General features: G+C 67.1%; 23 protein-coding genes. 10 read left to right on the top strand and 13 right to left on the bottom strand.

The window, feature by feature from the left end:
* The first annotated feature begins 34 nt into the window (after positions 1-34).
* The 3 genes from ACXI0D_RS05645 (at position 35) to agp (ending at position 4,834) form a co-directional block, all read left to right on the top strand.
* Positions 35-1,594, top strand: coding sequence for a serine hydrolase (locus ACXI0D_RS05645; protein WP_479642400.1), 1,560 nt, complete (start codon positions 35-37; stop codon positions 1,592-1,594).
* 199 nt (positions 1,595-1,793) lie between these two features.
* Positions 1,794-3,626: a multidrug efflux ABC transporter SmrA gene (smrA, locus tag ACXI0D_RS05640; RefSeq protein ID WP_014036480.1), complete on the top strand. Its 1,833-nt coding sequence runs from the start codon at positions 1,794-1,796 to the stop codon at positions 3,624-3,626.
* Positions 3,623-4,834 (top strand): bifunctional glucose-1-phosphatase/inositol phosphatase, encoded by a 1,212-nt coding sequence (gene agp / locus ACXI0D_RS05635; protein ID WP_479642399.1) that lies wholly within the window; start codon positions 3,623-3,625, stop codon positions 4,832-4,834. The genes smrA and agp overlap by 4 nt, the downstream gene beginning before the upstream one ends.
* A gap of 9 nt (positions 4,835-4,843) precedes the next feature.
* Here the strand turns inward: agp and ACXI0D_RS05630 are convergent, their stop codons facing one another.
* Complete coding sequence (locus ACXI0D_RS05630; protein WP_479642398.1) at positions 4,844-5,842, bottom strand: polysaccharide lyase; 999 nt, start codon at positions 5,840-5,842, stop codon at positions 4,844-4,846.
* 211 nt (positions 5,843-6,053) lie between these two features.
* Between ACXI0D_RS05630 and ACXI0D_RS05625 the strand changes: the two genes are divergently transcribed.
* Positions 6,054-6,290, top strand: coding sequence for a hypothetical protein (locus ACXI0D_RS05625; RefSeq protein WP_049446279.1), 237 nt, complete (start codon positions 6,054-6,056; stop codon positions 6,288-6,290).
* An 89-nt stretch (positions 6,291-6,379) separates the two neighbouring features.
* On the opposite strand, the gene ACXI0D_RS05620 is transcribed toward ACXI0D_RS05625, so the two are convergent.
* Complete coding sequence (locus ACXI0D_RS05620; RefSeq protein ID WP_014036483.1) at positions 6,380-8,188, bottom strand: DUF885 domain-containing protein; 1,809 nt, start codon at positions 8,186-8,188, stop codon at positions 6,380-6,382.
* 112 nt (positions 8,189-8,300) lie between these two features.
* On the opposite strand from ACXI0D_RS05620, the gene ACXI0D_RS05615 reads away from it, so the two are divergent.
* A complete protein-coding gene (locus ACXI0D_RS05615) occupies positions 8,301-8,657 on the top strand; it encodes a GFA family protein (protein WP_014036484.1) in 357 nt (118 codons plus the stop codon).
* A 32-nt stretch (positions 8,658-8,689) separates the two neighbouring features.
* Complete coding sequence (locus ACXI0D_RS05610; protein WP_479642397.1) at positions 8,690-9,469, top strand: DUF4349 domain-containing protein; 780 nt, start codon at positions 8,690-8,692, stop codon at positions 9,467-9,469.
* Between the two features lie 31 nt (positions 9,470-9,500).
* Here ACXI0D_RS05610 and ACXI0D_RS05605 read toward each other — a convergent pair whose 3' ends face one another.
* Positions 9,501-9,794: a hypothetical protein gene (locus ACXI0D_RS05605; RefSeq protein WP_005415831.1), complete on the bottom strand. Its 294-nt coding sequence runs from the start codon at positions 9,792-9,794 to the stop codon at positions 9,501-9,503.
* 68 nt (positions 9,795-9,862) lie between these two features.
* Positions 9,863-10,807, bottom strand: a complete 945-nt coding sequence (locus ACXI0D_RS05600) for a LysR substrate-binding domain-containing protein (protein ID WP_101765183.1) — start codon at positions 10,805-10,807, stop codon at positions 9,863-9,865.
* Between the two features lie 115 nt (positions 10,808-10,922).
* On the opposite strand from ACXI0D_RS05600, the gene ACXI0D_RS05595 reads away from it, so the two are divergent.
* Entirely contained in the window at positions 10,923-11,795 is an 873-nt protein-coding gene (locus ACXI0D_RS05595) for a DMT family transporter (RefSeq protein ID WP_101765184.1), read from the top strand.
* Positions 11,796-11,834: 39 nt separating this feature from the next.
* On the opposite strand, the gene ACXI0D_RS05590 is transcribed toward ACXI0D_RS05595, so the two are convergent.
* Entirely contained in the window at positions 11,835-12,083 is a 249-nt protein-coding gene (locus ACXI0D_RS05590; RefSeq protein ID WP_479642396.1) for a hypothetical protein, read from the bottom strand.
* Positions 12,084-12,385: 302 nt separating this feature from the next.
* Entirely contained in the window at positions 12,386-13,282 is an 897-nt protein-coding gene (locus ACXI0D_RS05585; protein WP_049446275.1) for a peptidylprolyl isomerase, read from the bottom strand.
* A gap of 136 nt (positions 13,283-13,418) precedes the next feature.
* Here ACXI0D_RS05585 and ACXI0D_RS05580 point away from each other — a divergent pair, with 136 nt between their 5' ends.
* A complete protein-coding gene (locus ACXI0D_RS05580; RefSeq protein WP_010486360.1) occupies positions 13,419-13,784 on the top strand; it encodes a PadR family transcriptional regulator in 366 nt (121 codons plus the stop codon).
* Entirely contained in the window at positions 13,781-14,770 is a 990-nt protein-coding gene (locus ACXI0D_RS05575) for a sensor domain-containing protein (RefSeq protein WP_049446272.1), read from the top strand. The genes ACXI0D_RS05580 and ACXI0D_RS05575 overlap by 4 nt, the downstream gene beginning before the upstream one ends.
* A gap of 200 nt (positions 14,771-14,970) precedes the next feature.
* Here the strand turns inward: ACXI0D_RS05575 and ACXI0D_RS05570 are convergent, their stop codons facing one another.
* Positions 14,971-16,278 carry a polyhydroxyalkanoate depolymerase gene (locus ACXI0D_RS05570; RefSeq protein WP_014036491.1) on the bottom strand — a complete coding sequence of 436 codons (1,308 nt, stop codon included), beginning with the start codon at positions 16,276-16,278 and terminating at the stop codon, positions 14,971-14,973.
* A 93-nt stretch (positions 16,279-16,371) separates the two neighbouring features.
* A complete protein-coding gene (locus tag ACXI0D_RS05565; RefSeq protein WP_049446269.1) occupies positions 16,372-16,962 on the bottom strand; it encodes a class I SAM-dependent DNA methyltransferase in 591 nt (196 codons plus the stop codon).
* 149 nt (positions 16,963-17,111) lie between these two features.
* Here ACXI0D_RS05565 and ACXI0D_RS05560 point away from each other — a divergent pair, with 149 nt between their 5' ends.
* Positions 17,112-17,567: a CopD family protein gene (locus ACXI0D_RS05560; protein WP_014036492.1), complete on the top strand. Its 456-nt coding sequence runs from the start codon at positions 17,112-17,114 to the stop codon at positions 17,565-17,567.
* 313 nt (positions 17,568-17,880) lie between these two features.
* Here the strand turns inward: ACXI0D_RS05560 and ACXI0D_RS05555 are convergent, their stop codons facing one another.
* The 5 genes from ACXI0D_RS05555 to lpxB all read right to left on the bottom strand — a co-directional run bounded on the left by ACXI0D_RS05555 (position 17,881) and on the right by lpxB (position 25,610).
* A complete protein-coding gene (locus ACXI0D_RS05555; RefSeq protein WP_087921984.1) occupies positions 17,881-18,840 on the bottom strand; it encodes an acetyl-CoA carboxylase carboxyltransferase subunit alpha in 960 nt (319 codons plus the stop codon).
* 113 nt (positions 18,841-18,953) lie between these two features.
* A complete protein-coding gene (locus ACXI0D_RS05550; protein ID WP_101765186.1) occupies positions 18,954-19,823 on the bottom strand; it encodes a hypothetical protein in 870 nt (289 codons plus the stop codon).
* A gap of 64 nt (positions 19,824-19,887) precedes the next feature.
* Positions 19,888-23,478 carry a DNA polymerase III subunit alpha gene (gene dnaE, locus ACXI0D_RS05545; RefSeq protein WP_014036495.1) on the bottom strand — a complete coding sequence of 1,197 codons (3,591 nt, stop codon included), beginning with the start codon at positions 23,476-23,478 and terminating at the stop codon, positions 19,888-19,890.
* Between the two features lie 267 nt (positions 23,479-23,745).
* Positions 23,746-24,411, bottom strand: a complete 666-nt coding sequence (locus tag ACXI0D_RS05540; RefSeq protein WP_101765187.1) for a ribonuclease HII — start codon at positions 24,409-24,411, stop codon at positions 23,746-23,748.
* Complete coding sequence (lpxB, locus tag ACXI0D_RS05535; RefSeq protein WP_134967132.1) at positions 24,408-25,610, bottom strand: lipid-A-disaccharide synthase; 1,203 nt, start codon at positions 25,608-25,610, stop codon at positions 24,408-24,410. The genes ACXI0D_RS05540 and lpxB overlap by 4 nt, the downstream gene beginning before the upstream one ends.
* Between the last annotated feature and the right edge of the window lie 9 nt (positions 25,611-25,619).

Genomic DNA, 25,619 nt, shown 5'->3' with positions numbered 1-25,619 from the left:
CACGGCCGCTACCCCTGTTCGGAGATCGTGCTGGATGAAAACCTGGATCGGAGGTGCCGTGCTGCTGGCGTGCACGACCATGGCGAGCGCGGCGACCCCGCCGCCGCTGCAGGACCTGGATGCGACCGTCGAGCGCGTGCGCGCGCAGTTCGACGTGCCGGGCATCGCCGTGGCCGTGGTCAAGGACGGCCAGGTGGTGCTGGAGCGCGGCTGGGGTGTGCGCGAGCAGGGCAAGCCGGAGCCGGTGCAGGCCGACACGCTGTTCGCGATCGCCTCCAATACCAAGGCGTTCACCGCCACCTCGCTGAACCTGCTGGCCGAGGACGGCAAGCTGAAGATGGACGACAAGGTGATCGACCACCTGCCGTCGTTCCGCATGTCCGATCCGTTCGTGACCGGGCAGATGACCATTCGTGACCTGCTGTCGCATCGCAGCGGCCTGAGCCTGGGCGCCGGTGACCTGCTGTTCTGGCCGACCACCTCCTACAGCAACGCCGAAGTGGTACAGCGGCTGGGCAAAGTGCCGTTGAAAGGCGGCTTCCGCGAGAGCTACGCCTACGACAACATCCTGTACGCGGTCGCCCAGCAGGTGATCGAGCACGTCTCCGGCATGAGCTACCAGCAGTTCCTGCAGACCCGCATCTTCGACAAGGTGGGCATGGCCGGTACGCGCTACAACGCCGACCACCTGAAGCCGGGCGACAAGGCGGCGGTCGGTCACGCCAAGTACGATTTCAAGGACCTGCGCACCGTCGCGCCGTTGACCTGGTCGAACAATGCCGGCGCCGGTGGCATCTATTCCAGTGCGCACGACATGGCACGCTGGATGCAGGTGCAGCTGGCCGAGGGCAAGCTGGCCGACGGCACTGCGCTGTTCAGCGAGAAGAGCCAGCAGCAGATGTGGCGCATGATCACCCCGCAGTCGATCCCGGCGCCGAGCGTGCCGGAGCTGGCGCCGGCGCGGGCCAACTTTGCCGGCTACGGCGAAGGCTGGAGCCTGAGCGACTACCGCGGGCAGAAGCTGGTCTGGCACACCGGTGGCTGGCCGGGCATGGTTTCGCGGCTGACCCTGGTGCCGGGCGAGAAGCTGGGCGTGGTCGTGCTGACCAACCAGGAAGTGGGTGCGGCGTTCAACGCGATCACCCTGAGCGTGCTTGATGCCTATCTGGGCGGCGAGAAGCACGACTGGGTGGACGCCTATGCCAAGGCCGTGGCCAAGGGCCAGGACAAGGCCGACGAGGCCTGGGCCAAGCACCAGAGCGCGCGCGACAAGGGCAGCACGCCGTCGCTGCCGCTGGCCGGCTACACCGGCACGTTCCGCGACCGCTGGTATGGCGACATGCAGATCACTGCCGAGGGCAGGGGCCTGCGCCTGCGCTTCATGAAGACCGCGCAGCTGAGCGGCCGCCTGGAGCACTGGCAGCACGACACCTTCATCGTGCGCTGGGACGACCGTTCGCTCAACGCCGATGCGTTCGTGAACTTCAGCCTGGACCCGGACGGCAAGGTGAGCGAGGTGCGCATGCAGTCGATCTTCGACCTGACCGATTTCAGCTTCGATTTCCAGGACCTGCTGTTCACCCCGGTGAAATGACGCCGCCGGGCGTGGCCCGGCGCTGACGTTTGACGAATCCGATGGGTAGTGCCGGCCGCTGGCCGGCAACCTCATGATCCCCGGATGCGTCGCAAGGGTGCCGGACAGCGGCCGGCACTACCGGAGCCGCGGCGATCATCGGCTGGCGTACACATCCGGCGTGGGATACTTCGCCGCTTGCAAGAGGCGAGGGAGTGCGATGTTCCGTTGGTTTGAATCCCTGATCCCGGTGTTCCCGCCCGTGGATGGGCGCATGCCACCGCGCAAGGTGCTGCCGTTCTACTTGCACTACCTGCGCCCGGTGTGGCCGGTGCTGCTGGCGACCCTGATCGCCGGACTGCTGCTGGCGCTGGTGGAAGTGGCGATGTTCGATTACCTGGGTCGCATCGTCGACATGGTCGCCGAGCAACCGGGGGCCGATTTCTTCAAGCGCCACGCCAATGAACTGGGCTGGATGCTGTTCATCACGGTCATCGCGCGGCCGATCCTGGTCGGCCTGCACAACCTGCTGGTCAACCAGGCCATCGTGCCAGGCCTGAGCAACCGCTCGCGCTGGCTGATGCACAACTACGTGGTGCGGCAGAGCCTGAGCTTCTTCCAGAACGATTTCGCCGGCAGCGTCGCCAACCGGGTGATGCAGACCGGCACCTCGCTGCGCGAATCGGCGGTGCAGATGGTCGATTCGCTCTGGTACATCGTGGTCTACACCGGCACCGCGCTGTACCTGTTCGCGCAGGCCGACTGGCGGCTGATGGTGCCGCTGATCCTGTGGCTGCTGGCCTATGCGGTGATCATGGTCTACTTCGTGCCGCGCGCGAAGGAACGGGCCTGGATCGCGTCCGAGGCACGTTCCAAGGCGATGGGTCGCATCGTCGATGGCTACACCAACATTCCCACGCTGAAGCTGTTCGCCCATGGCGGACGCGAGCAGGCCTACGTCGCCGAATCGATCCAGGAACTGGCGGTCAAGCACCGCGCGCAGACCCGGGTGACCACCGGCATGGACCTGACCATCGCCATCGTCAACGGCTTCCTGATCGCCGGTACCTGCGGGCTGGCGCTGTGGCTGTGGAACGGCGGGCACATCACCGTCGGCGCGATCACCCTGGCCACCGGCCTGGTGATCCGCATCCACAACATGTCCGGCTGGATCATGTGGACCATCAACGGCATCTTCGAGGACATCGGCACGGTGCAGGATGGCATCACCACGATCGCCCAGCCGCTGACCGTGCAGGACCGCGAGGATGCGGTGCCATTGCAGGTGACCCGTGGTGGCGTGCATTTCCAGGACATCCACTTCCACTATGGCAAGAAGGGCGGCGTGATCGCCGGCCTCGACCTGGTGGTGAAGCCCGGCGAGAAGATCGGCCTGGTGGGTCCTTCCGGTGCCGGCAAGTCGACCCTGGTCAACGTGCTGCTGCGCCTGTACGACCTGGAAAGCGGCCGCATCCTGATCGACGGCCAGGACATTGCGTACGTCACCCAGGAAAGCCTGCGCCAGCAGATCGGCGTGGTCACCCAGGACACCTCGCTGCTGCATCGCTCGATCCGCGACAACCTGCTGTACGGCCGTCCCGACGCGACCGATGAGCAGTTGCGCGCAGCCGTGGCCAAGGCGCGTGCCGAAGCCTTCATCGATACGCTGGTGGACGGGCAGGGGCGTCGTGGCTACGACGCGCATGTCGGCGAGCGCGGCGTGAAGCTGTCCGGCGGCCAGCGCCAGCGCATCGCCATTGCCCGCGTGCTGCTGAAGGACGCACCGATCCTGGTGCTGGATGAGGCGACCTCGGCGCTGGATTCGGAAGTGGAAGCGGCGATCCAGGACAGCCTGGACGAGCTGATGGGCGGCAAGACGGTGATCGCGATCGCGCACCGGTTGTCGACCATCGCGCGCATGGACCGGCTGGTGGTGATGGACCAGGGCCGCATCGTCGAGACCGGCACCCACGCCGAGCTGATTGCAGCCGGTGGCCTGTACGCGCGGTTGTGGGCGCGGCAGACCGGTGGTTTCGTGGCCGCCGATCAATGATTGCGCTGCTGTTGGCACTCAGCCTGGCGACCACGGCCGCAACTGCGGCGCCGGCCCCCATGCAAGGCGACCAGCTCGAGCAGGTGGTCCTGCTCAGCCGCCACAACCTGCGCGCGCCGGTGGTGGCATCGGGCGCGCTGGCCAATGCCACGCCAGAGCGCTGGCCAGGCTGGGACGTTGCCTCGGGCGCGCTGACCACCAAGGGCGGCGTGCTGGAGGTCTACATGGGCCGCTACATCGGCCAGTGGCTGCGCCAGGCACAGCTGCTGCCGCCGTCGGATTGCCCGCAGCCGGATGACTTCCACGCCCATGCCAACAGCCTGCAGCGCACCCAGGCCACCGCGCAGTTCTTCGTTGCCGGTGCCTTCCCGGGCTGTCATGTTGCGGTCGAGCAGCGCATGCCGCTGGGCACGATGGACCCGCTGTTCAATCCGGTGATCCACCGCGATGACGCGGCGTTCCGCGCACGTGCGGTGTCGGCGATGCAGCAGGCGCTGGCCGCATCCGATCTGGCTCCGGCGCTGTCCGTGGTGGAGGCGATCACCCGCTATCCGCAGTCGGCGGCATGCAAGGGGCGCAGCGACTGCCATCTGATGCTGGCCGACACGACCTTCAATGCGGAACCGGGCAAGGAGCCACGCGCGTCCGGTTCGTTGGCCCTGGCCAGTGGACTGGTCGATGCCCTGTTGATGGAGCACTACCAGGGAAGCGGTACTTCGCGCGAAGGTTGGGGCCGCTTGAACACGGAAGGCCAATGGCAGGCGTTGGCGCAGATCCGCAACCGCTACCAGGACATCCTGTTCGGAACGCCCGAGGTGGCGCGGGATGTGGCCGGACCGTTGCTGGCACGCGTGGAGGCGTTGTTGGAAGATCCCGCATCGCCGAAAGTGAGCCTGCTGGTCGGTCACGATTCCAATATCGGTTCGGTGCTGGCGGCGTTGGGCATCAGCGACTACAGCCTGCCGGGCCAGTACGAGAAGACGCCGATCGGCGGCCTGCTGCAGTTCGAGCGCTGGCGTGACCGCCACCGCGGCGAGGAACGGATCCGCCTGGCCTACGTCTACCCGACCACCGCGCAGCTGCGCGATGCGCTGCCGCTGACCAACGCGCAGCCGCCGGGCCGCGTCGCGCTTCGTGTGCCGGGGTGCGCGGCGCAGGGCTGCACCGTCGCCGAGTTCCAACGCCTGCTGCATCCGGCAGCGCGCTGAGGTACGCCGCTAACGCAGCGGCGCGCGCACGATGCCATGCGTGGCCATCAGCGTAAGGTCGCCGCCCAGCCGTGGCGAGTGGAACGGGCCGCGTGCATGCGCGGCGTCGAACAGGCCGCCATCCGGTGATCGCAACCGGTAGAACTCGACCCAGCCGCTGGCCTGCAGGGGCAGCTGTGCAACGCCGGTGTGTTGGTTGAACCACGCAGGGTCCTTGCTGCCTTCGACGACGCGGCGGGCAAGGCGGTCGATGGCGTGATCCCTGCTGGCGTACCAGTCCTGGCCGCGCAGCCGCGCCAGCTCAGCCATCATCACCAGCGGCGCCAATGCGTAGTCGTGGTAGTGCAGGGCACGTTGCCCGCGCGCCATCTCCAGCGGCAGGCTGCCATCGTCCTGGATGTCATCGATGCCCTTCTGGAAGGCGGAGTGGCCTGCCTGCCACAAGGCCTCGTCACTCGTGGCCAGGCCGGTGGCCAGTACGCCCAGGCCGCCCCAGTAGTAGTGGTTGTTGCGGCGCCGTTTCGGGTTGTCCCAATACGCCAGGTTGGCCCGTGCCAGCTTCTGCAGCCAGGGGTCGATGCGCGCGCGCTGCTGCGGGTTGGCCTGGTCATGCACCTTCAGGTAGGCCATCGCTAGCGCATCGAGCATCCACTGCCGCATGTAGAACGACTGATCGTTGTTGACCCGGATCATCTGCCCGAGCATGGCGCCATCGTCGGCCCACGCACCCAGCCAGGCCAGCGTGCATTGCGCCGCCGCCCGGTCACCGGTGCGCAGGTAGTCATCGCTCATGCGCGCCACATCGGCGGCATAGCGGTCCAGCGGCGCGGTGGCGTCCTTGTTCTGCTGGTGCAGTACCGGGTCGATCACCGAGCCGGCCTTGTCGGTGTAGTAGCCCAGGGCGCGGATGTCGGGCTGTCCCGCCGGTGGCGGCGGGCAGGCAGCGTAGGCAGGAGCGCAGGCCAACAGCGCGGGCAGCAGCGCAAGACGCAAGAGGGGGAGAGACATGGACGCCGGCGGAAGGGGGAACCCGGCGAAAGATGCGCCCGGAGTTGTTCGCCAAGTGTGAGGTCACGCACGCCCGATGTGCAACGGTTCAGGACCGGAGCGGCTCCAGCGTGGCGGGAAGGATGCGTTGCGCTGTAGGCGACGCGTGCCCTTCTGGGCAGCGGGGTTGCGATGTAGTCTGCGGGTGATTCACCTACTCTGGAGATCGACCATGAAAATCACGGACTTTCTGGTAATGGATCACTATGGCGACCAGATCGACGCCGATCCCCATGGCAACAACATTGCATTCTGCTGTTTCGACTGCGGGTATCCCATACTGGCCGTCGCGCTGGAGAACCAACGTGGGTTTGATGAAATGCATCCGGCGGCATGCCGGGGCTGCAAGGTGAAGTACTTTCTTGATATCCGCAGCCATGCCGGGAAGCTGTACATACACCGGATGTGAGGCCGTTGGGTGCTTCAAACGAGAACGGCCCGGGAAGCCCGGGCCGTGAGATGCTGCCAGAGCCGCGGGGCATTCAGCCCCGCGCCCGATCACTCGATCGGCTGGTCCAGCATCAGCTGGCGTGCGAAACGCACCGGCGGGGCGCCGTAGGACAGCACCTGGTCGTGGTACGCCTTCAGGTTGAACTTGTCGCCCAGCTTCTCCTGCACCGCCTTGCGGGTGTCGAAGTGTTCCTGCGCACCGACGAAGTAGGTCGGCAGCTGCGCCGAGGTCAGCTGCGCGCGCACCCACTTGCCGGCGGCTTCGCTTTCCTGCTGGAACGCGTCGTGGGTCATCAGGTGCATCGCCTTCTCGCGATCCCAGTTGTCCACGTGCACGCCCTGGTCGAGGATCGCGTTGGAGATCGTGCGCAGGTAGAACTTCAGCTGCACCAGGTGGAACAGCGGGTCGTTGTTGAGGTAACCCTGCTCCTGCATCATGCGCTCGGTATAGACCGCCCAGCCTTCGGCGAACAGGCCCGAACGCAGCACCGCACGCAGGGTCGAGGGGAACTTGGCCGAGTGCCAGCCTTCCAGGTAGTGGCCCGGGGTGCCTTCGTGGATGCTCAGCAGGTGGATCATGCGCGAGTTGTATTCACGCAGGAACGAGTCGACCTGCTTCTCGTTCCAGTCGTCCGGAATCGGCGACACGGCGTAGAAGGTCTTCAGGTTCTTGTCCAGCGGGCCCGGCGAATCGCAGTAGGCCACAGCCACGCCACGCTGGAATTCCGGCATCAGGATGATGTCCACCGGCGCATCGGGCAGGGTCACCAGATCGTGCTCGCGCACGAACGCGGTGGACTGCTCCAGCGCGGCCTTGGCGTCGTCGACTACCTTGTCGCGCGCCGGCTTGTCGGCGTAGGCCAGTTCCAGTGCCGCCTCGATCGCCTTCTGCTGCTGCTCGTCGGTCGGCTGGGCCGGCATTTCCGGCGCACCCGGCTTGTCCTTCAGCACGGTCTGCGCGATGCCGTACATGTCTTCGCGCACGCGCTTGAGTTCGGCGCGTGCACGCTCACCGATCTCCTGGCGCGACAGCGAGGAGCTCAGCGCGAACTTCAGCTTCTGGTCGTACTTTTCCGCACCGATGCGGAAGTCACCCTTGGCGTTCGGCACCAGGGTCTTGTCCAGCCAGGTCTGCTGTTCGTCCACGGCCTTCTTCAGGCCGTCGATGGCGGCCTGCAGGCGCTGCTGGTCGGCCTGCGGCAGTTCACCGATGTGCGGGGTGATGAAGGTATCGACGATGCTGAGGATGCCCTTGTTCTGCTTGGCCACCGTCTCGGCGTGGATCTTCGGCACGCGGGCCGGATCCAGGTTCTCGCGGGCCTGGGCGAAGATCGCCGGCAGCTTTTCCATGCGCGCGGTGGCCGACTTCAGGCGCTCCGGCAGCGGCGCGAACTCGCGGGCCATCAGGCCGTAGATCGCGCTGCCGGCGATGCCGTTGTACAGCTGCGGGTCCCACTTGCCGGACTGCAGCACTTCGGCGTTCCAGATCTCCGACTGCAGCTGGTTGCGCAGGATCGCTGCGTCCACCTGGTTCTCGCGGCCCAGCTTGGCCACCTCGATCTTGTCCAGCTCGCCCAGCAATGCCTTGTAGGCGGCCACGGTCTTCTGCTGGCCGGCGGCACTCAGGTCATCCAGCTCGCTGTCGTAGCGGTGGTCACCGATCTGGGTGGCGCTGACCGGCGAGAGCTGCATCCAGGTGTCCAGGGCGCGCTTGGACAGGTCGGCGAAGGCGGCATCGACCGCCGCGTCACCGGCCTGCTGGCTGGCGGCCGGGGTGGAACCGTTGGTCGGGGCGTCGGCCGGCTGGCAACCGGCCAGGGCGGCGACCAGGGCGAGGGCAAGAAGATGCGGGCGCATCGGCGTTCCTGTACAGGGTCAAACCCCGAGCATAGGCCCCCGGGGCTGCTTTGTCCCCGTGCCATAGGATTACCATGGGCGCAGACAGGGACTCTCCAGCGGAGCGCAGGACATGGAATACCAGGGAAGCTGCCATTGCGGCAGGATCGCATTCACCGTACAGGCCGGGACGCCGATCAGCGACGTCATCGACTGCAACTGCTCGATGTGCCGCCGCCGCGGCAGCCTGCTGTGGTTCGCCCCGCGCGAGGCGTTCCAGCTGACCACCGATCCGGCGGACGTGGCGACCTATCATTTCAACAAGGCGCACATCGATCACCACCACTGCCGCGAGTGCGGCATCGCGCCGTACAGCGAAGCGGTCGACCCGCGCACCGGTACGCCGATGGTGGCGGTGAACGTGCGCTGCGTGCCGCAGGTGGATCTGGCCGGTCTTTCGGTGACCTCCTACAACGGGGCCGCTCTGTGAGGTCGCTGCGCGCGTGGACGCGCGTGATAGCGATGCCGGTACTGCTGCTGGCACTCGTGGCCTGCGCCAGGAACGGCGAGCGCGCGGCAGAGGCCGGCGCGACTGCGGCCGATGCCGCTGTCGCGTCGCCGGAAGGCGCGTTCCTCGCCTACGAACATGACGTGCAGGTGCAGCTGGAGGCGGCGCAGATCGCACCGCGCATCCAGCAGATCGCACAGGCCTGCCAGAGTGCGAAGTTCGGCGACTGTGCGGTGCTGCAGGTTGACCAGCGCAGCGGCGAGCAGCCCAGCGGCGAGGTCAAGGTGCGCATCGCGCCGAAGGGCGCCGAGCCGTTGATCGCGATGGCCGGTGAAGGTGGAAAACTGCAGTCGCGCAACGCGCGCGCCGAAGATCTCGCGCAAGCCGTGGCCGATACGGCACTGACCAAGGCGCGGCTGGAGAAGGAACATGCGCGGCTGCTGTCCTACCAGGACCGCAAGGACCTGAAGATCGAAGACCTGATGGCGATCACCACGCGCCTGTCGGAGATCGAAGCGGGCGTCGAGCAGGCCAACAAGGATGCCGCCCAGCAGCGCCGGCGCATCGATACCCAGCTGGTGACGATCCACTTCGACACCACCTCGGGCCAGCGCAGCCGCAGCGAGATCGGTGAGGCGCTGAGCGAATCAGGCAGCATCCTCAGCACCAGTATTGCGTTCCTGATCCGCGCCGCGGCCGCGCTGCTGCCGGTGGCGGTGCTCGCCCTGATCGCGGCCTGGGGAGTGCGGGCGTGGTGGCGTCGCCGCCGCCGCACGCTGCCGCCCAGCCTCTGAGGTGAAGGTTGATGCCGGCAACCCGCTGGCATCAACCCTCGTCGGTTTCGTATTCCACGAACACGTCCAGCTCCAGTGCCAGTTCCTGCACGGCATCGCGCACCTTCTGCGCGGTGCTTTCATTGCCGACTTCCACTTCCAGTTCGTGGATGCCCGGGCCAATGTCATCGGACAGCCCGGCCGAACTGGAATCGTCGTCGTCCATGTGCGGCATCAGGTCGTCGGTTTCCTCGACATGTTCGATGCCATCCAGGCCGAGCAGCAGGTCGCTGATCGCGCGGGCGTCGTCTTCGGTTCCGGTGATGCGCAGTCGCAGCATGGCCATGGCGTCGATACGGTGTGGGGTTGCCTGCAGCCTAGCCAGCGTGAAGCAAAGAACGGGTGAGGGCGCAGTCAGCCGTGCGTGGCCGGGCGCCCGAGCAGGCTTTCCGGCAACGCGGGAATCGGCGTGCGTTCGTCCTGCGCCTGCTCCAGCAACCAGTCGATGAACAGGCGCGCGGCGTGGCTAGGCGGTTGTCCTTCGGCATGCACCACGTGATACGCGTAGCGCGCTTTCAGCGCCGGGCCGGGCAGGCGCACCACCTCGTAGCGCTGCAGGTAGGGCTGCGCGATGTGGGTGCGTGCCAGCACCGCGCCCATGCCGTACACCGCGGCACGCATCGCATCGGTACTGTCGGCGAAGGTATGCATCGGCGGCAGCGGCGAGGGCGGGCGCACGCCGGCATGACGGAACCAGTCACGCCAGCCCTGTGGCGAAAGGTCGGTCAACAGCGGCAGGTCAGCGATGCGCGCCGGATCGACCAGCGTTTCGACCCCGGCCAGCGCCGGTGAGGCCACCGGGAACAGGTAGTCATCCATCAGGTGCTGCGCACGCAGGCCGGGCCACTGGCCCAGGCCATAGCGGATGCCGACCTCCGGCCCGTTGTCGTCGTAGCGGTCCAGGCCGCTGCCGGTATGCAGCTCGATGCGGATGTGCGGATGGGCCTGGGTGAAACGCGGCAACCGCGGCAGCAGCCAGCAGTACGACAGCGAGCGCAGCGTGGTGATCCGCAATGGCACGCTGTCCGCGTCCGGGTGCAGATGGTGGGCGACCGCCGCGACATCGGTGAAGGCGGCGCTGGCGGCGTCGGCCAGCTGCCGGCCCTCGGCGGTCAGGCGCACGCCGCGGGCATGGCGCAGGAACAGCCGGGTATCCAGCACCTCCTCCAGGCGGCGCACGTGATGGCTGACCGCGCTTGCGGTCAGGTGCAGCTCCTGGGCGGCCTGGGCGAAGTTCTGGTGGCGCGCGGCGACCGCGAACACGGCCAGTGCGGGGAGCAGGGAAGGGCGTAGCTGCATGTTTAGCCTCAAACCATATTTGTGGCTGGCAGCGATACTACGCGCTTGTGCGGCGGGCGTCTGCGCCCGATCCTGTCTGCCTTGGCGAGGAACAGACGATGGACGGAGGCAGGGCATGAATGCGGTCCCACAGGTGGCCGAGCGCGACTGGCGCACGCCGCTGGAATTGACCCTGCTGGGCGCCATCTGGGGCTGTTCCTTCCTGTTCATGCGGGTAGCGGTGCCGTCGTTCGGCCCGTTCGCGCTGGTCGAGGTGCGGCTGGTGCTGGGCGCGCTGGTGCTGCTGCCGTTCCTGTGGCGCGCCCGCGCACAGTTTCCGCCGCGGCGCTGGCTGTGGCTGGCGCCGATCGGCCTGATCAACTCGGCGCTGCCGTTCGTGCTGTTCGCCTATGCCGCCGAACAGGCACCGGCCGCGATCGGTGCGATCTGCAATGCGATGACCGTGCTGTTCGCCGCGCTGATCGCCTTCCTGTTCTTCGGCGAGAAGATCGGCATGCGCCGCGCTGGCGCGTTGCTGGTCGGCTTCGCCGGCGTGGTGGTATTGGCCACGGCCAAGGTCTCGGGCCTGAGCATCGGCACCGCCGTACTCGCCGGCGCCGCTGCGTCGCTGCTGTACGGCCTGGGCGTGAACCTGGTGAAGCGGCACATGACCGGCCTGCCGTCGGCGGCAGCTGCGGCTGCGACGCTGTCGTGTGCCTCACTGTGGATGCTGCCGATGGCGGTGACCCACTGGCCGCAGGCGGCAATTCCGCTGAAGGCGTGGGGCGCGGCGATCGCACTGGGCGTGGCCTGCACCGGGCTGGCGTTCCTGATGTTCTATCGTTTGATCGGCCGTATCGGTCCGTCACGCGCGTCGACGGTGACCTACCTGATTCCGCTGTTCGGTGCGGCGTTTGCGTGGTTGTTCCTGGGTGAGCCGGTGACGCTGCAGATGCTGATTGCGGGTGCGTTGATTCTGGGGAGTGTGGCGGTGAGTCAGAAGGGCTGAGGCGTTGGCGTTTTGCGCGTGGCGCGTGCTGAAGGTGCTTCATTGTTCATGGGTGTTACTTTTCTTTGTACGCAAAGAAAAGTAACCAAAAGAAACGTTCCGCCGGTCACGAGCCGATGCGCGTTGCGCATCGGTGCCCTGCGCTCCTCGGCCCGTCGAGGGACGGCGCGGGAACTCGCTGCGCTCAGACACCCGCGCCTCTTCGCCCTCGCCGGACCTGCGGTGCTCGGCTCGCTCAAGGCGGACCCAGATCAAAGGCCACAGCTGCACCCAGTAGATCCACGCCATGCGTGGATGCTTTTGCGGTTGATCTTGACCTTCCAGTCCGCTTTGAGCGAGCCGAGCATCGCAGGGGAATCAGGGGCGAAGAGGCGCCGATGTCCTGTAGAGCCGACTGTTAGTCGGCTGACTTCCTCGCACCGTCCCCTGATTCACCGAGAAGCGCAGGGGACCGGCGTGCGAAGCACGGCGGCTCGCAACCTGGCGGCGCGTTTCTTTTGGTTACTTTTCTTTTCGCGCGAAAAGAAAAGTGACGCCCATGAACAATGAAGCGCCTTCAGCAGGCGCCACGCGCAGAACCTGCGACGGCGCTACTTCACCGGCACCGGAATATTGCAAAGATCGATATGCCCCGCCGGGCGCTTGTAGAAATCATCCACGCGATTGCGACGGGCCTCCACCGTATCGGCGAAGGTCTTCGAATCGGTGCGCAGCACCTGGATCGGGGTGCGCTCGGCTGCCGGCACGTCGCTGGCACGGTGGATCGACACGATCGGCGTACGCAGCTTCGGGTCGGTGTAGAAGCCCATCGGCGCCGGGCCGCGCGGGGTTGCACTGAGCAGTTCCATGCCTTTCAGCACGCGGCCGACCAGGGTGATGTTGCGGTCCAGCTGGCGCGGCGACTGCCCGGTCACCACGTACAGTTCGGCACCGATGCTGCTGTCTTCCTCGTTGCTGCGGCCGGCGCCGAGCATACCGTAGCAGTGCGCCAGCCAGGCCTTGCCGGCCTGCGGGTCCTGGCCGACCGGGAAGCCGTCGACGAAACCGGTCTGCGCGGCCCAGCCGTCGCGATCCGGCAGCACGCTGACCTTCAGGCCGGCGCTGGCGCGTTCGAATTCAGCCGGCAGCTTGCGCGCGGCACTACCGAACGGCTTGGCCTTGGCGGCGTCATCGGCGTCGGCATCACCGAACTGCACCACGAAGTTGTCCTGCGAGCGGTAGATGCTGGTGCCGTCCCAGAAGTGCTCGTGGGCGAAGGTCTGGATGTTGGCGACATGGCGCGGGGCGAATTGGGGCGCCAGCTCGATGATCACCCGCCCGGCCGGCAGGTCCATGTACAGCAGGTTGGCCGGGTCCGGGGTGCGCCAGTCGCTGGCCGCCGACGCGTCGAGGATCTGCTGCGGGCTGCGGTAGGGCGTGGCCGCGCTGGCCAGGGCGGGCAGCAGGCAGGCGAGGGCGGTCAGGGCAAGGCGACGATGGTGCGGCATGGGAACCCCGGAACATGAACGAGGCTTCGATTCTGCGCGAGCGGCCCGGCCACGCCAACCGGCACGATGACTAACGACACATTCGCTATACCGAACTTCGTACTAGTGTGGACTTCAACGTAGTGGAGGGCCGGCCATGTCCGAGGACGATGTCCACCTGAAGAAGTTCCAGAAGGAGCTGAGCGCCGGAACGGTGTCGCTGGCCCTGCTGGCGGTGCTGGCCCGGGCCGGCGAGCCGCTGTACGGGTATCTGATCGCGAAGGAACTGGAGCGGGTGGGCGAGGGCGTGCTGAGCGGCAAGCAGAGCGCGCTGTACCCGGTGCTGCGCAACCTGGAGGGCGCCGGGCTGCTGGAAAGCCATGTGGAGCCGTCCAGCAGCGGGCCGCCGCGGCGCTACTACCGCATCAACGAACGTGGCCGCGACGTGCTGGCGCAGTGGCGCCAGGCCTGGCAGGCCACCCGCGATTCCGTCGATTCCGTGTTGGAGGGGGTACCGCAATGAACGACCCGAGCCTGGCAGGCCGAGCCCTGCCGACCACCATTCCACAGTACCTGACGCAGCTGCGCGCGGCGCTGGAGGGCGCCGATCCGGCGATGGTGCAGGACGCGCTGTACGACGCCGAGGAGTACCTGCGTTCGGAGCTGGCCGCGCAGCCTGGCCGCAGCGAGGCCGAGGTGATCGCCGACGTCGCCGGCAGCTATGGCGCACCGGATGAAGTGGCCGAGATCTACCGCGAGACCGAAGTGACAGTGAACCGCGCGCTGCGTACACCGCGTGCAGATACCGCGCCGGTGCTGCGTGCGGCGGCCGAAGCCAGTGGTGTCGAGCCGGCCGCGCCACCACCGGCGCCGGTGCAGCGCTCGCTGCTGGCCCGCTTCTTCGGCGTGGTGGCTGATCCGCACACCTATGGCGCGCTGTTCTACATGCTGCTGTCGCTGGCTACCGGCATTTTCTTCTTCACCTGGGTGGTGACCGGTCTGTCGCTGTCGCTGGGCCTGCTGGTCCTGATCATCGGCATTCCGCTGACTGTGCTGTTCTTCGGCTCGGTGCGCGGGCTGGCGTTGCTGGAAGGGCGGTTGGTGGAAGCGCTGCTGGGCGAACGCATGCCGCGCCGTCCGCGCTATACCGACCGCAGCCGCACCTGGCTGCAGCGCGTCGGCGACATGTTCACCGATGGCCGCACCTGGCTGACCCTGTTGTACTTCGTGCTGATGCTGCCGCTGGGCGTGGTCTACTTCACCATCGCGGTGACGCTGCTGTCGCTGTCGCTGGGCCTGATCTGGGCACCGGTCGCGGCCATCTTCAGCGGCGACATTCCGGGCGTCTACGTCGACGGCGTGAACGTGCTGCCGATGGCGGCCTCGCCGCTGGTAGCGATCGTGGTTGCCGCCGTGGGCGCGTTGCTGCTGCTGTTGACGATGCACCTGGCACGCGGGATCGGCAAGCTGCATGGGCTGATCGCCAAGAACCTGCTGGTGCGGTTGTAAGCGGGAATCCACGCTTCGGTAGGTGCCAACCTTGGTTGGCACGGTCCATCAGCTATCGGGACGTTTTGCGGGCTCCGCTTCGGTAGGTGCCAACCTTGGTTGGCACAATCCATCAGATACCGGGATGCATGGTAGAGCGCCAACCAAGGTTGGCATCTACCGGGGAGTACCGACCAAGGCCGGCACCCACCGTGGGCGAGTTACCCCGCCTTTCGCCGCAACGGGGTCACGTTGCTCTTCTTCTTCGTGGCCTTCGCCGCCGGTGCTTCGGCATGTGCGGCGAAGAAGTCGCGCACCTTCGGGTACACCACCTCGCGCCAGCGGCGGCCGCTGAAGATGCCGTAATGGCCAGCACCTTCGACGATGAAATGCTCGCGGCGGTCAGCCGCGATACCGGTGCACAGCGCCTGCGCCGCTTCGGTCTGGCCGAGGCCGGCGATGTCGTCCAGCTCGCCTTCGATGCTCAGCAGCGCGGTATCGCGGATCGCCGACGGATCGACCTTCTCGCCGTTGACCACCCACTCGCCACGCGGCAGCAGGAAGTCCTGGAACACCACGCGGATGGTATCGAGGTAGTACTTGGCCGGCATGTCCAGCACCGCGTTGTACTCGTCGTAGAAACGACGGTGCGCGTCGGCGTCTTCCAGGTCGCCCTTGACCAGGTCGGTGTAGAAATCCCAGTGCGAGCTGAAGTGGCGGCTCGGATTCATCGACAGGAACCCGGCGTGCTGCAGGAAGCCCGGGTACACGCGGCGGCCGGCGCCGGGATAGCTGGCCGGCACGGTGTGGATGACGTTGTTCTCGAACCACGACAGCGGGTTCTGCGTGGCCAGGTTGTTCACTGCGGTCGGGCTGCAGCGTGCATCGATCGGGCCACCCATCATCACCAGTGTGCGCGGCGTCGGTTCGCCACGGCTGGCCATCAGCGAAACCGCAGCCAGTACCGGCACGGTCGGCTGGCAGACGCTCACCACGTGCAGGCGCTCCACGCCAAGGTGGCGGATGAACTCCTGGATGTAGGCGATGTAATCGTCCAGGCCGAATTCGCCTTCGCTGGCCGGCACCATGCGCGCATCCACCCAGTCGGTGACGTACACGCGGTGGTCGCGCAGCAGCGTGCGCACGGTATCGCGCAGCAGCGTGGCGTGGTGGCCCGACAACGGCGCCACCACCAGCACGAACGGCTGGTTGAGCATGGTGTGGAGCTGGTCGGCTTCATTGCTGTGGCGCTTGAAGCGCAGCAGCTTGCAGAACGGCTTGCTCACTTCCTCGTGCACGACGATTGGCACGCGCTCGCCATCGACGTCGATTTCGTTGATGCCCCACTCGGGCTTCTCGTAATCCTTGCCGATGCGGTGGAAGAGTTCATTGACCGCTGCCAGGCGATCGGCACCGGGCATCTGCGACCACCAGTGGCCCTGGTTGGCGAAGAATTTGGCGTTGGCCTGGGCCTGGTGCACCCAGGGGGCGAGCAGGTTGCGGGTCAGTTCGTGCAGTTGATAGAGCATGACGACCGAATATGTATGGTCATATGTTGCCGCGCAGCATATCCCATCCGGGTGTCCCGCAGGTTAAGTCGGCTGAAAATAATGAATCCGGATTCACATCCGTTCCAGCGCGGCCGCATCGCCTGCCAAGGCGGGGCCGAGCCAGCAGTGCGACCCGACCGGCTGCAGGCCTTGGCGGGCCAGCGTCCGTCGGTACCAGCGCGCCGGGCGGGCCTGGAAGCCCTCGTGGTCGCCCTCGAACGCGTCTTCGGCGGCGAAGGTCTCCAGGAAGGCCACGCCGCCGGTCAGCTCCGCCACGCCGGCCAGTCCGGCACGCAGCTCGCGGTCGGGCACGTAGTGCATCACGTCCGAGCAGACCAGCAGGTCGACCGGGGCGCAGGGCCGCAGCCAGGCGAAGTCGCCAAAGCGGGCCAGGTGCAGGTTGCGGGTGCGGCCGTAGCGGCGCACAGCGTACTCGCTGCTGTCGAAGCCGAGGTATTCGACCTTCGGACGCAGCTTCAGCAGCGGCGCGCGCCAGGCGCCTTCGCCGCAGCCGATGTCCAGCACGCTGCGGATCGGCCGCTCCAGGTAGTACTCGGCGCTGGCCACGGCCAACGCGACCTTGCGCGCCAGGCGGGCGCTGCCGCCGATGTCGGCGCGGCGGTACCAGCGTTGGAAGTAGGCGGCGTCGTAGGTCTTGTCCATGGGGCGGTGCGCGATCGGGGAAAACGGCGCATATCGTACGGTGTTGCGGCGCGCCATGCGTCGATGTGTCGCGGCGTGCGTGCCTGCGGCCGCCTTGCCATGGCATGCGAGAATGGCCGCCAACCTACGCCAGCCGCCGGAGCGAGCGCATGCAGAGCTACTACTGGGTCAAGACCTTCCACATCGTGTTCGTGGTGGCGTGGATGGCCACGGTGTTCTACCTGCCGCGCATCCTGGTCAACCTGGCCGAGACCGCAGGCCAGCCGGCGGTGACCGAGCGCCTGCAGCTGATGGGCCTGCGCCTGTACCGCTTCGGCCACTCGATGTTCGGCCTGGCATTCCTGCTCGGGCTGGTACTGTGGCTGGGCTACAAGGTCATTCCGGACTTCCCGACCATGGTCGCCCCGGGCGGTGCCGGTTGGCTGCATGCCAAGCTGGGCCTGGTCGTGGTGCTGCTGGCGTATTTCATCTGGATCGGGCGGCTGCTGAAGGGCGTGGCCAAGGGCAGGGCGCTGCCGTCGTCGCGCGCGCTGCGCTGGATCAACGAGATCCCGCTGCTGGCGTTCATCCCGATCGTGTGGCTGGTGCTGGCCAAGCCGTTCTGAGATCCCGCTATCCGTAGAGCCATGCTTGGCTCTACGGGTTCGCGTGATTCTTCGCCAAAGCAGAGGCATCCACGCATGGCGTGGATCTACTGGGTGCAGCTGTGGCTTTTGATGTTCAGGTCCGCCATGAGCGAGCCGAGCATCGCAGGTGAAACAGGGGCGAAGAGGCGCCGATGTCTGAGCGCAGCGAGTTCGGCGCCGTCCCCTGATTCACCGAGAAGCGCAGGGAACCGGTGCATGGCACCGGCTCGCGTTCGGCGGCGTGTTCTTCGGTTACTTTCTTGCACGAGCAAGAAAGTAACAAGCCGATGAATCAGGCCGCTTCGTACGTGCCGTAGCTGCGCAGGCGGGTGTAGCGCTGCTCCAGCAGCTGCTCGGTGGACAGCTTTTCCAGCGCGTCCAGTTCGTTCAGCAGCACGGCCTTCAGGCGCTTGGCCATCTGCGTCGGGTTGCGGTGGGCGCCGCCGGTCGGCTCGCGCACGACCTTGTCGACCAGGCCCAGGCTCTTCAGGCGCGGCGCGGTCAGGCCCAGCTGCTCGGCGGCATCCTTGGCCTTGCCGGCATCCTTCCACAGGATCGAGGCGCAGCCTTCCGGGGTGATGGTCGAGTACACCGCGTATTCCAGCATCACGGTACGGTCGCCCACGCCCAGCGCCAGCGCGCCGCCGGAGCCGCCTTCACCGATCACGGTGCAGATGATCGGCACCTTCAGTTCGGCCATCTCGATCAGGTTGCGCGCGATCGCTTCGGACTGGCCGCGCGATTCGGCGTCGATGCCCGGCCAGGCGCCGGCGGTGTCGATCAGGGTCAGCACCGGCAGGCCGAAGCGTTCGGCCATCTTCATCAGGCGCAGGGCCTTGCGGTAGCCCTCCGGCTTGGGCATGCCGAAGTTGCGCTTGATCTTTTCCTTGGTGTCGCGGCCCTTCTGGTGGCCGATCACCATCACCGCGCGGCCGTTGATGCGGGCCAGGCCGCCCATGATGGCCTTGTCGTCGGCGAAGGCGCGGTCACCGGCCAGTTCCTGGAACTCATCGCAGATGATGCGGATGTAGTCAGCGGTGTACGGGCGCGACGGGTGGCGGGCCAGCTGCAGCACCTGCCACGAGGTCAGGTTGCGGAAGATCTGCGCGGTGCGCATGCGCAGCTTGTCCTGCAGCGCGTGCACTTCGGCCTCGACATTGACCGCCGGCCCGGCACTGGCGTTGCGCAGCTCCTGGATCTTGGCTTCCAGGTCGGCGATGGGTTGCTCGAAGTCGAGGTAGTTCGGATTCATCGGAAGCCGTCGTGTAAAGAAGAGGGGAATTCTAGCCGAATGCGTGCAAACCGCCCGTACGCCCTCGTCTGGAAGGCGACGGTAGCGCAGCCGGGCAGGGGGCGCCAGTCAGCTCAGGGCACCACCAGGGCGCTGCGGCCCATCAGCTGGCTGCGCTGCGAGACGAAGTCGTTGTAGGCCTCGTTGGCCTCCCGGCCCAGGCCGCTGCCGAGGCTGGCGGTGGCCGAGGTGAAGGCCATCTGTGCGGCGAAATCCTGCTTGCGCAGGGCCTTCTGTTCATCGGCGGTGGTGGCCTTCAGCCAGCGGGCATAGACCTCGCGCAGCGGCGCGGCATGCGCCTCGAAGGCCGGTACCAGCGCGGGCAGGCTGGCCGGGGCCGGTTCCAGCTTGAAGGCCGGGGCCACGTAGCCGGCCGGCTGTTCACGCTTGAACGCGCCCGGCTCGCCCATGCCGTCTTCGACGTAGGCGATGAAGTCCGGCGCGGTGAACACCTTGGCCACGATCTGGCCGCCGCTGGAATCAACATGGGCCACCACTTTTTCCTTCGGGAACGGTTCGCGCACGCCGTAGGTCCAGGTCTTGTCGATGAACAGTGCGTGGCTTTTCTCGAACGGGCCTTCGAAGTCGACGCCGCCCAGCTGGATACCGGAATTGCCGACGCCGAAGTTCTTCACCTTGCTTTCGTCGGTGACATAGATCTCGCGGGCGATCACGTACTCGCTGAGGGTCGGGTTGATCAGCCCGCCACGACCGTCGACGTAGACGATGAAGCGCACATCACCGAGCTTGTCGGTGTGCAGGCGATGCTCGCCGATGGCCAGCGAGACCGGGCGCGAACCCTGCGCGGCCACCGGCAGGTCCTGGCCGTCGATGCTCAACGCCAGCGGCGTGTCGGTCGGGTTGTCGATCTGGAACTCGATCTTCGACGGGGAGCAGGCGGCCAGGGCCAGTGCGGCAGCGAACGGGAACAGCAGGGTCTTCATCGGCAATCGTCCTTGATACTTGGAACGGGGAAACAGGGGGGACAGGAAAACCAGGGAGCCAGCCTCAGCTGGCCCAGGGCGGGCTGTAGCGCACCTTCAGCGTGCGCACGGCCGGGTCGGCGCGCAGCGCCTCCATCAGCTTGGAATCGATGCGCACCGCGCTCTGCCCGGACACATCGAGCATGCCGGCGACGCCACCGTGCGGCCCCTTCAGCAGCAGGTCCAGGCGCAGCGGCGTTCGCCCGGGGCGATGGCGGTCGAGCAGGGCGTCGATGCGCTCCCAGACCGGGCGCTGCTGGCGCAGGTCCAGGCGCAGCGACAGCCGCGTGGCGTAGTTGGCGCAGACTTCGTCGAAGTCCCAGCACTGGCGGATGCGCAGCGCGAAGCCGCCGTTGAATTCGTCCTCGCGCAGGCCACCCTTGACCACCAGGATGCGGTCCTTGGTCATCAGGTGGCCGAACTCGGCCATCGCGTCGGAGAACGCGCTGCACTCGACGCGACCACGGCCGTCCTCGAGCTGGATGAAGATCTGGCTCTCACCCTTGCGGCGCACGCCGACCACCTGGCCGGCCAGCACGGTCTGCACTTCCGGGCGCCAGCGCTTTTCGCCGCCACCACCGCCACCGCTGTTGGCGCTCCAGATCTTCTCCACCGCGCCCAGGTCGTTGCCGACCAGGTCGCGCACGTCGTCGCGCCAGGGGTCGAACGGGTGGCCGCTGAGGTAGAAGCCCAGCGTGTCGCGCTCGCCATTGAGGCGCTGCAACAGCGGCCATTCCTCGGCTTCGGGCAGGTCCAGCTGGATCGTGGTCGCGCTCGGGTCGGGGCCGCCGAACAGCGAGTTCTGGCCCGACGCACGTTCGCGCGCCATCTGGTCGGTGGCCTTGATCACCTCCGGCAGCTGCAGCATCAGCGAGGCGCGGTTGTGGCCGAGCTCATCCAGTGCGCCGCAGTTGATCATCGCTTCCAGCGTGCGCCGGTTGAGCTTGGCCGAACCGACGCGGGTGCAGAAGTCGAGCAGGTCCTTGTACTCGCCGCCCTTCAGGCGTTCGTCGACCACCGCTTCGCAGGCACCCTGGCCGACGCCCTTGATCGCGCCCAGGCCGTACTGGATGGTGTCAGGCGTCACCGCCTCGAACATGAAGGCGGACTGGTTCACCTTCGGCGGCAGCACGGTCAGGCCGAGGTTGCGCACCTCGTCGAGGAAGCCGACCACCTTGTCGGTGTTGTCGAGGTCGGAAGACAGCGTGGCGGCCATGAACTCGGCCGGGTAGTGGCGCTTCAGCCAGGCGGTCTGGTAGCTGACCAGCGCATAGGCAGCGGCGTGCGACTTGTTGAAGCCGTAACCGGCGAACTTCTCCATCAGGTCGAAGATCGCATCGGCCTTGGCCTCGTCCACGCCGTCCTTGGCCGCGCCTTCGCGGAAGATCTCGCGGTGCTTGGCCATTTCCGCCGGCACCTTCTTGCCCATCGCGCGGCGCAGCAGGTCGGCGCCGCCCAGCGAGTAGCCGCCGACGATCTGCGCCATCTGCATCACCTGCTCCTGGTACACCATGATGCCGTAGGTGTCCTTCAGGATCGCTTCGGTGCGCGGATCGGGATAGATGATTTCTTCCTGGCCGTGCTTACGCGCGTTGAAGGAGGGAATCAGGTCCATCGGGCCGGGGCGGTACAGCGACACCAGCGCGATCAGGTCTTCGAAACGGTCGGGGCGCGCATCCTTCAGCAGGCGGCGCATACCCGAGGATTCGAACTGGAACACCGCGCCGGTATTGCCGTTGGCGAAGATGTCCTTGTAGGTGGGCGTGTCGTCCAGCGGGATCGCGGCGATGTCCACCGGCGGGATGCCGGCGCGCTCATGGCGCTTGTTGATCGCCTTCACCGCCCAGTCGATGATGGTCAGCGTGCGCAGGCCAAGGAAGTCGAACTTCACCAGGCCCACTTCTTCCACGTCGTTCTTGTCGAACTGGGTGACCGGGTTCTTGCCGAGGCCGTTCTCGTCGTGTTCGGCGTACAGCGGGCAGAACTCGCTCAGCGGCTCGGGACCGATCACCACGCCACCGGCATGCTTGCCGGCGTTGCGGGTCAGGTCTTCCAGCTGCAGCGCCAGATCGATCAGGTCGCGGACATCGTCCTCGGTCTCGTAGCGCTGGATCAGTTCGGCCGACGCCATTTCCGAGCTCGGGCCTTCCTTGCCCTTGCCCAGCGCATCCTTCAGGTGGATGCCGAGGATGTTCGGGATCAGCTTGGAAACGCCGTCGACCAGGCCGTACGGGAAGCCGAGCACGCGGCCGGAGTCGCGCACCACCGCCTTGGCGGCCATGGTGCCGTAGGTGATGATCTGGCTGACGCGCTCACGCCCGTACTTGCGTGCGACGTAGTCGATCACCTCGTCGCGGCGGTCCATGCAGAAGTCGATGTCGAAGTCGGGCATCGACACGCGTTCCGGGTTGAGGAATCGCTCGAACAGCAGGTTGTACGGCAACGGGTCCAGATCGGTGATCTTCAGCGCCCACGCCACCAGCGAACCGGCACCCGAACCACGGCCGGGGCCGATCGGAATGCCCTGGTTCTTGCCCCACTGGATGAAGTCGGCCACGATCAGGAAGTAGCCTGGGAAGCCCATCTTGATGATGGTGTTGAGCTCGAATTCCAGGCGCTCGAAGTACTCTTCGCGGGTCTTGCCCGGCGCCAGCGGATTCTTCTCCAGGCGCTCTTCCAGGCCATCGCGCGACATCTTCTGGATCCAGGTGTCCAGGGTCTCGTCGTCCGGCACCGGGTAGTTGGGCAGGAAGTAGGTGCCCAGCCGCATCTCGATGTTGCAGCGCTCGGCCAGCGCCAGCGTGTTGTCGATCGCATCGGGGATGTCGGCGAACAGCGCGCACATCTCCTCGGCCGACTTCAGGTACTGCTGGTCGCTGTATTCGCGCGGGCGCTTGGGGTCGTCCAGCACGCGGCCGGTGGAAATGCACACGCGCGCTTCGTGCGCGCTGAAGTCCGACGGCGACAGGAAGCGCACATCGTTGCTGGCCACCACCGGCAGGCCGCGCTGGCCGGCGGCCATCAGCGCGAACTGGTTGAAGGTTTCCTCGCCCTCGCGGCCGGTGCGGGTCAGCTCCAGGTGCAGGCCATCGCCGAACACGCGCTGCCAGTCGGCCAGCTGCTGCTCGGCCAGTTCATGCTTGCCGTCCAGCGCCAGGCGCCCGGCCAGGCTCTGCCGGCCGGCCAGCGCGAACAGGTTGGCGTTGCCGGCCTTCAGCCAGTCCGGGTGCACGGCCACGCCGCCTTCCGGGCGATGGCCTTCCATCCAGGCGCGGGTCAGCAGGCGCGACAGGCTCAGGTAGCCCTCGCGATCACGGCACAGCAGAGTCATCCGCCACGGGTCCTGGCCTTCCTCGGCGATCAGCACGTCGGCGCCGGCGATCGGCTTGATGCCCACGCCTTCGGCCGCCTTGTAGAACTTGACCAGGGCGAACAGGTTGTTGAGGTCGGTCACCGCCAGCGCAGGCAGGCCGAGTTCGACCGAGCGCGACAGCAGGTTGGCCTGCTTGGCCTTCTTCGGGTCCGCCTGGTCGGGCTTGGCCGGCACGCGGATGGTCGAGTCCGCCAGCGAGAACTCGGTGTGGACGTGGAGATGTACGAAGCGGGAGTTGGACATGCCGGACCAGGTTGGAGCGCGCGGGCCCCGGGTGCTGACGGAAGATCGTCGCCGGGGTCGGGATGCGCTGGAGTGCCCGGTCAGGGTAGCGAGGGCAGGGGGAGGCGACAAGCTCTTGACGGCACGCGATATCGCATTCGCGCTCTCGCTGCCCACGGTTCGCAGGCGAACCGCGGGCCCCGTCTCACCACGCTTCCACACCCTCCCGCCAGGGGCGTGTCCCCTTACTCAGGGGGGACTGTTCCCCCGCTGGGCTACGGCAGCCGTTCAGGCGATCGCGATGGTGGCCGCCTGCGCCGCTTCCAGGCATTCACGTACCGGGGCGAAGCTGCGCCGGTGCTCCGCGCAGGGGCCGTGCTCGCGCAGGGCGGCCAGGTGGGCCGGGGTGCCGTAGCCCTTGTGCTGCTCGAAGCCGTACTGCGGGTGGCGGGTATGCACGTCCAGCATGTAACGGTCGCGCGAGACCTTGGCCAGGATCGAGGCGGCCATGATCGCGCGGTCGATGCCATCGCCGCCGACCAGCGCCTGCGCCGGCAGCACCAGGCCCTTGGGCACCACGTTGCCATCGATGCGGGCGAAGCCGGCCACATGGGCGACCGCTGCAACAACGTCACGCATGCCCTGCAGGGTGGCCTGGTAGATGTTCAGGCGGTCGATGGTGTCCACGTCCACCAGCACCACATGCCAGGCCAGGGCGCGCTCGACGATGCGGTCATGCAGCTGCTCGCGGCGGGCCGCGGTCAACTGCTTGGAATCGTCCAGGCCGTTGATGCGTGGCCGTGACGGATCGAATACCACCGCCGCCACCGCCACCGGCCCGGCCAGCGGGCCACGCCCGGCCTCGTCGACACCGGCGACCAGGCGCTCCGGCTCGACCACCGTCGCGCCGTCGAACAGGGCCAGGCTGGCCGCTGCGGCGTGACGGCGGCTCATGCCTGCGCCTGGTCGCGCATCAGCAGTTCGCCGACGGCATCGGCGGCACGCGCCGAAGCGTTGCGGCGCAGGCGCTCGTGCAGGCGCACGTACGTGTCCTGCAGGTCGATCACCCGCTGCGGGTGGTCGAACCACTGCTGGATGGCCGCGGCCAGCCTGTCCGGCGTGCAGTCGTGCTGCATCAGCTCCGGCGCCAGGTCCTGGCCGGCCAGGATGTTGGGCAGGGCGAAGCGGTCGACCTTGATCAGGCCCAGCGCCTTGACCAGCCGGTAGGTCAGTTCATTGACGCGGTAACCGACCACCATCGGCCGCTTCACCAGCATGGCTTCCAGGGTCGCTGTGCCGGAGGCCAGCACCACCACGTCGGCGGCGATCATCGCGTTGCGCGCCTGGCCATCCAGCACGTGCGAATAGGCCACCGGCAACGCCGAGCGCGACAGCTGTTCTTCGATCAGCTGCCGGCAGGCCGGGTTGGCGGCCGGCACCACTACATGCAGGCCCGGAATGCGTTCGGAAACCTGCCAGGCGGCTTCGAAGAAGGGTTCGCCCAGGCGCGAGATCTCGCCCAGGCGGCTGCCCGGCAACACCGCCAGCACCTTGGCCGAGGTCGGAAGGCCGAGCGCGGCGCGTGCTTCCTCGCGGTTGCCCTGAAGCGGAATGTCATCGGCCATCGGGTGGCCGACGAAGCGCGCGTCGATGCCGTGCCTGGCATAGATCGGCGGTTCCATCGGGAACAGGCACAGCACCAGGTCCGCGCTGCTGCCGATCTTCTCGGCGCGCTTCTCGCGCCAGGCCCAGACCGAGGGACTGACGTAATGCACGGTGCGCACACCGCGTTGCTTCAGCCAGCGCTCGATGCCCAGGTTGAAGTCGGGTGCATCGATGCCGATGAACACGTCCGGCTGCCATTCCAGGGCGCGCTGGCGGAACGCCGAGCGCAGCTTCAGCAGCCGCGGCAGGTGGCGCAGCACTTCGGTCAGGCCCATCACCGCCAGCTCGCTGGCATCGTGCCAGGTCTGGCAGCCGGCGCTGCGCATGGCATCGCCGCCAATGCCGGCGAACTCGGCATTCGGGAAGCGCGCCTTCAGCTCACGCACCAGGCCCGCACCGAGCAGGTCGCCGGACGCTTCACCGGCAACCAGTGCGATCCGCAACGGGCGCTCGCTGAGCACCCGCTGTGCAGGCACGCTGCCGGCCATCGAGGCCAG

Source organism: Stenotrophomonas sp. C9D9 (assembly GCF_056491205.1).
This window is presented reverse-complemented; position numbering and strand designations above follow the sequence as displayed.

Coding starts and splice junctions, on each gene's coding strand:
- ACXI0D_RS05645 (WP_479642400.1), top strand. CDS start 35: ATGAAAACCTGGATCGGAGGTGCCGTGCTGCTGGCGTGCACGACCATG.
- smrA (WP_014036480.1), top strand. CDS start 1,794: ATGTTCCGTTGGTTTGAATCCCTGATCCCGGTGTTCCCGCCCGTGGAT.
- agp (WP_479642399.1), top strand. CDS start 3,623: ATGATTGCGCTGCTGTTGGCACTCAGCCTGGCGACCACGGCCGCAACT.
- ACXI0D_RS05630 (WP_479642398.1), bottom strand. CDS start 5,842: ATGTCTCTCCCCCTCTTGCGTCTTGCGCTGCTGCCCGCGCTGTTGGCC.
- ACXI0D_RS05625 (WP_049446279.1), top strand. CDS start 6,054: ATGAAAATCACGGACTTTCTGGTAATGGATCACTATGGCGACCAGATC.
- ACXI0D_RS05620 (WP_014036483.1), bottom strand. CDS start 8,188: ATGCGCCCGCATCTTCTTGCCCTCGCCCTGGTCGCCGCCCTGGCCGGT.
- ACXI0D_RS05615 (WP_014036484.1), top strand. CDS start 8,301: ATGGAATACCAGGGAAGCTGCCATTGCGGCAGGATCGCATTCACCGTA.
- ACXI0D_RS05610 (WP_479642397.1), top strand. CDS start 8,690: ATGCCGGTACTGCTGCTGGCACTCGTGGCCTGCGCCAGGAACGGCGAG.
- ACXI0D_RS05605 (WP_005415831.1), bottom strand. CDS start 9,794: ATGGCCATGCTGCGACTGCGCATCACCGGAACCGAAGACGACGCCCGC.
- ACXI0D_RS05600 (WP_101765183.1), bottom strand. CDS start 10,807: ATGCAGCTACGCCCTTCCCTGCTCCCCGCACTGGCCGTGTTCGCGGTC.
- ACXI0D_RS05595 (WP_101765184.1), top strand. CDS start 10,923: ATGAATGCGGTCCCACAGGTGGCCGAGCGCGACTGGCGCACGCCGCTG.
- ACXI0D_RS05590 (WP_479642396.1), bottom strand. CDS start 12,083: ATGGCGTGGATCTACTGGGTGCAGCTGTGGCCTTTGATCTGGGTCCGC.
- ACXI0D_RS05585 (WP_049446275.1), bottom strand. CDS start 13,282: ATGCCGCACCATCGTCGCCTTGCCCTGACCGCCCTCGCCTGCCTGCTG.
- ACXI0D_RS05580 (WP_010486360.1), top strand. CDS start 13,419: ATGTCCGAGGACGATGTCCACCTGAAGAAGTTCCAGAAGGAGCTGAGC.
- ACXI0D_RS05575 (WP_049446272.1), top strand. CDS start 13,781: ATGAACGACCCGAGCCTGGCAGGCCGAGCCCTGCCGACCACCATTCCA.
- ACXI0D_RS05570 (WP_014036491.1), bottom strand. CDS start 16,278: ATGCTCTATCAACTGCACGAACTGACCCGCAACCTGCTCGCCCCCTGG.
- ACXI0D_RS05565 (WP_049446269.1), bottom strand. CDS start 16,962: ATGGACAAGACCTACGACGCCGCCTACTTCCAACGCTGGTACCGCCGC.
- ACXI0D_RS05560 (WP_014036492.1), top strand. CDS start 17,112: ATGCAGAGCTACTACTGGGTCAAGACCTTCCACATCGTGTTCGTGGTG.
- ACXI0D_RS05555 (WP_087921984.1), bottom strand. CDS start 18,840: ATGAATCCGAACTACCTCGACTTCGAGCAACCCATCGCCGACCTGGAA.
- ACXI0D_RS05550 (WP_101765186.1), bottom strand. CDS start 19,823: ATGAAGACCCTGCTGTTCCCGTTCGCTGCCGCACTGGCCCTGGCCGCC.
- dnaE (WP_014036495.1), bottom strand. CDS start 23,478: ATGTCCAACTCCCGCTTCGTACATCTCCACGTCCACACCGAGTTCTCG.
- ACXI0D_RS05540 (WP_101765187.1), bottom strand. CDS start 24,411: ATGAGCCGCCGTCACGCCGCAGCGGCCAGCCTGGCCCTGTTCGACGGC.
- lpxB (WP_134967132.1), bottom strand. CDS start 25,610: ATGGCCGGCAGCGTGCCTGCACAGCGGGTGCTCAGCGAGCGCCCGTTG.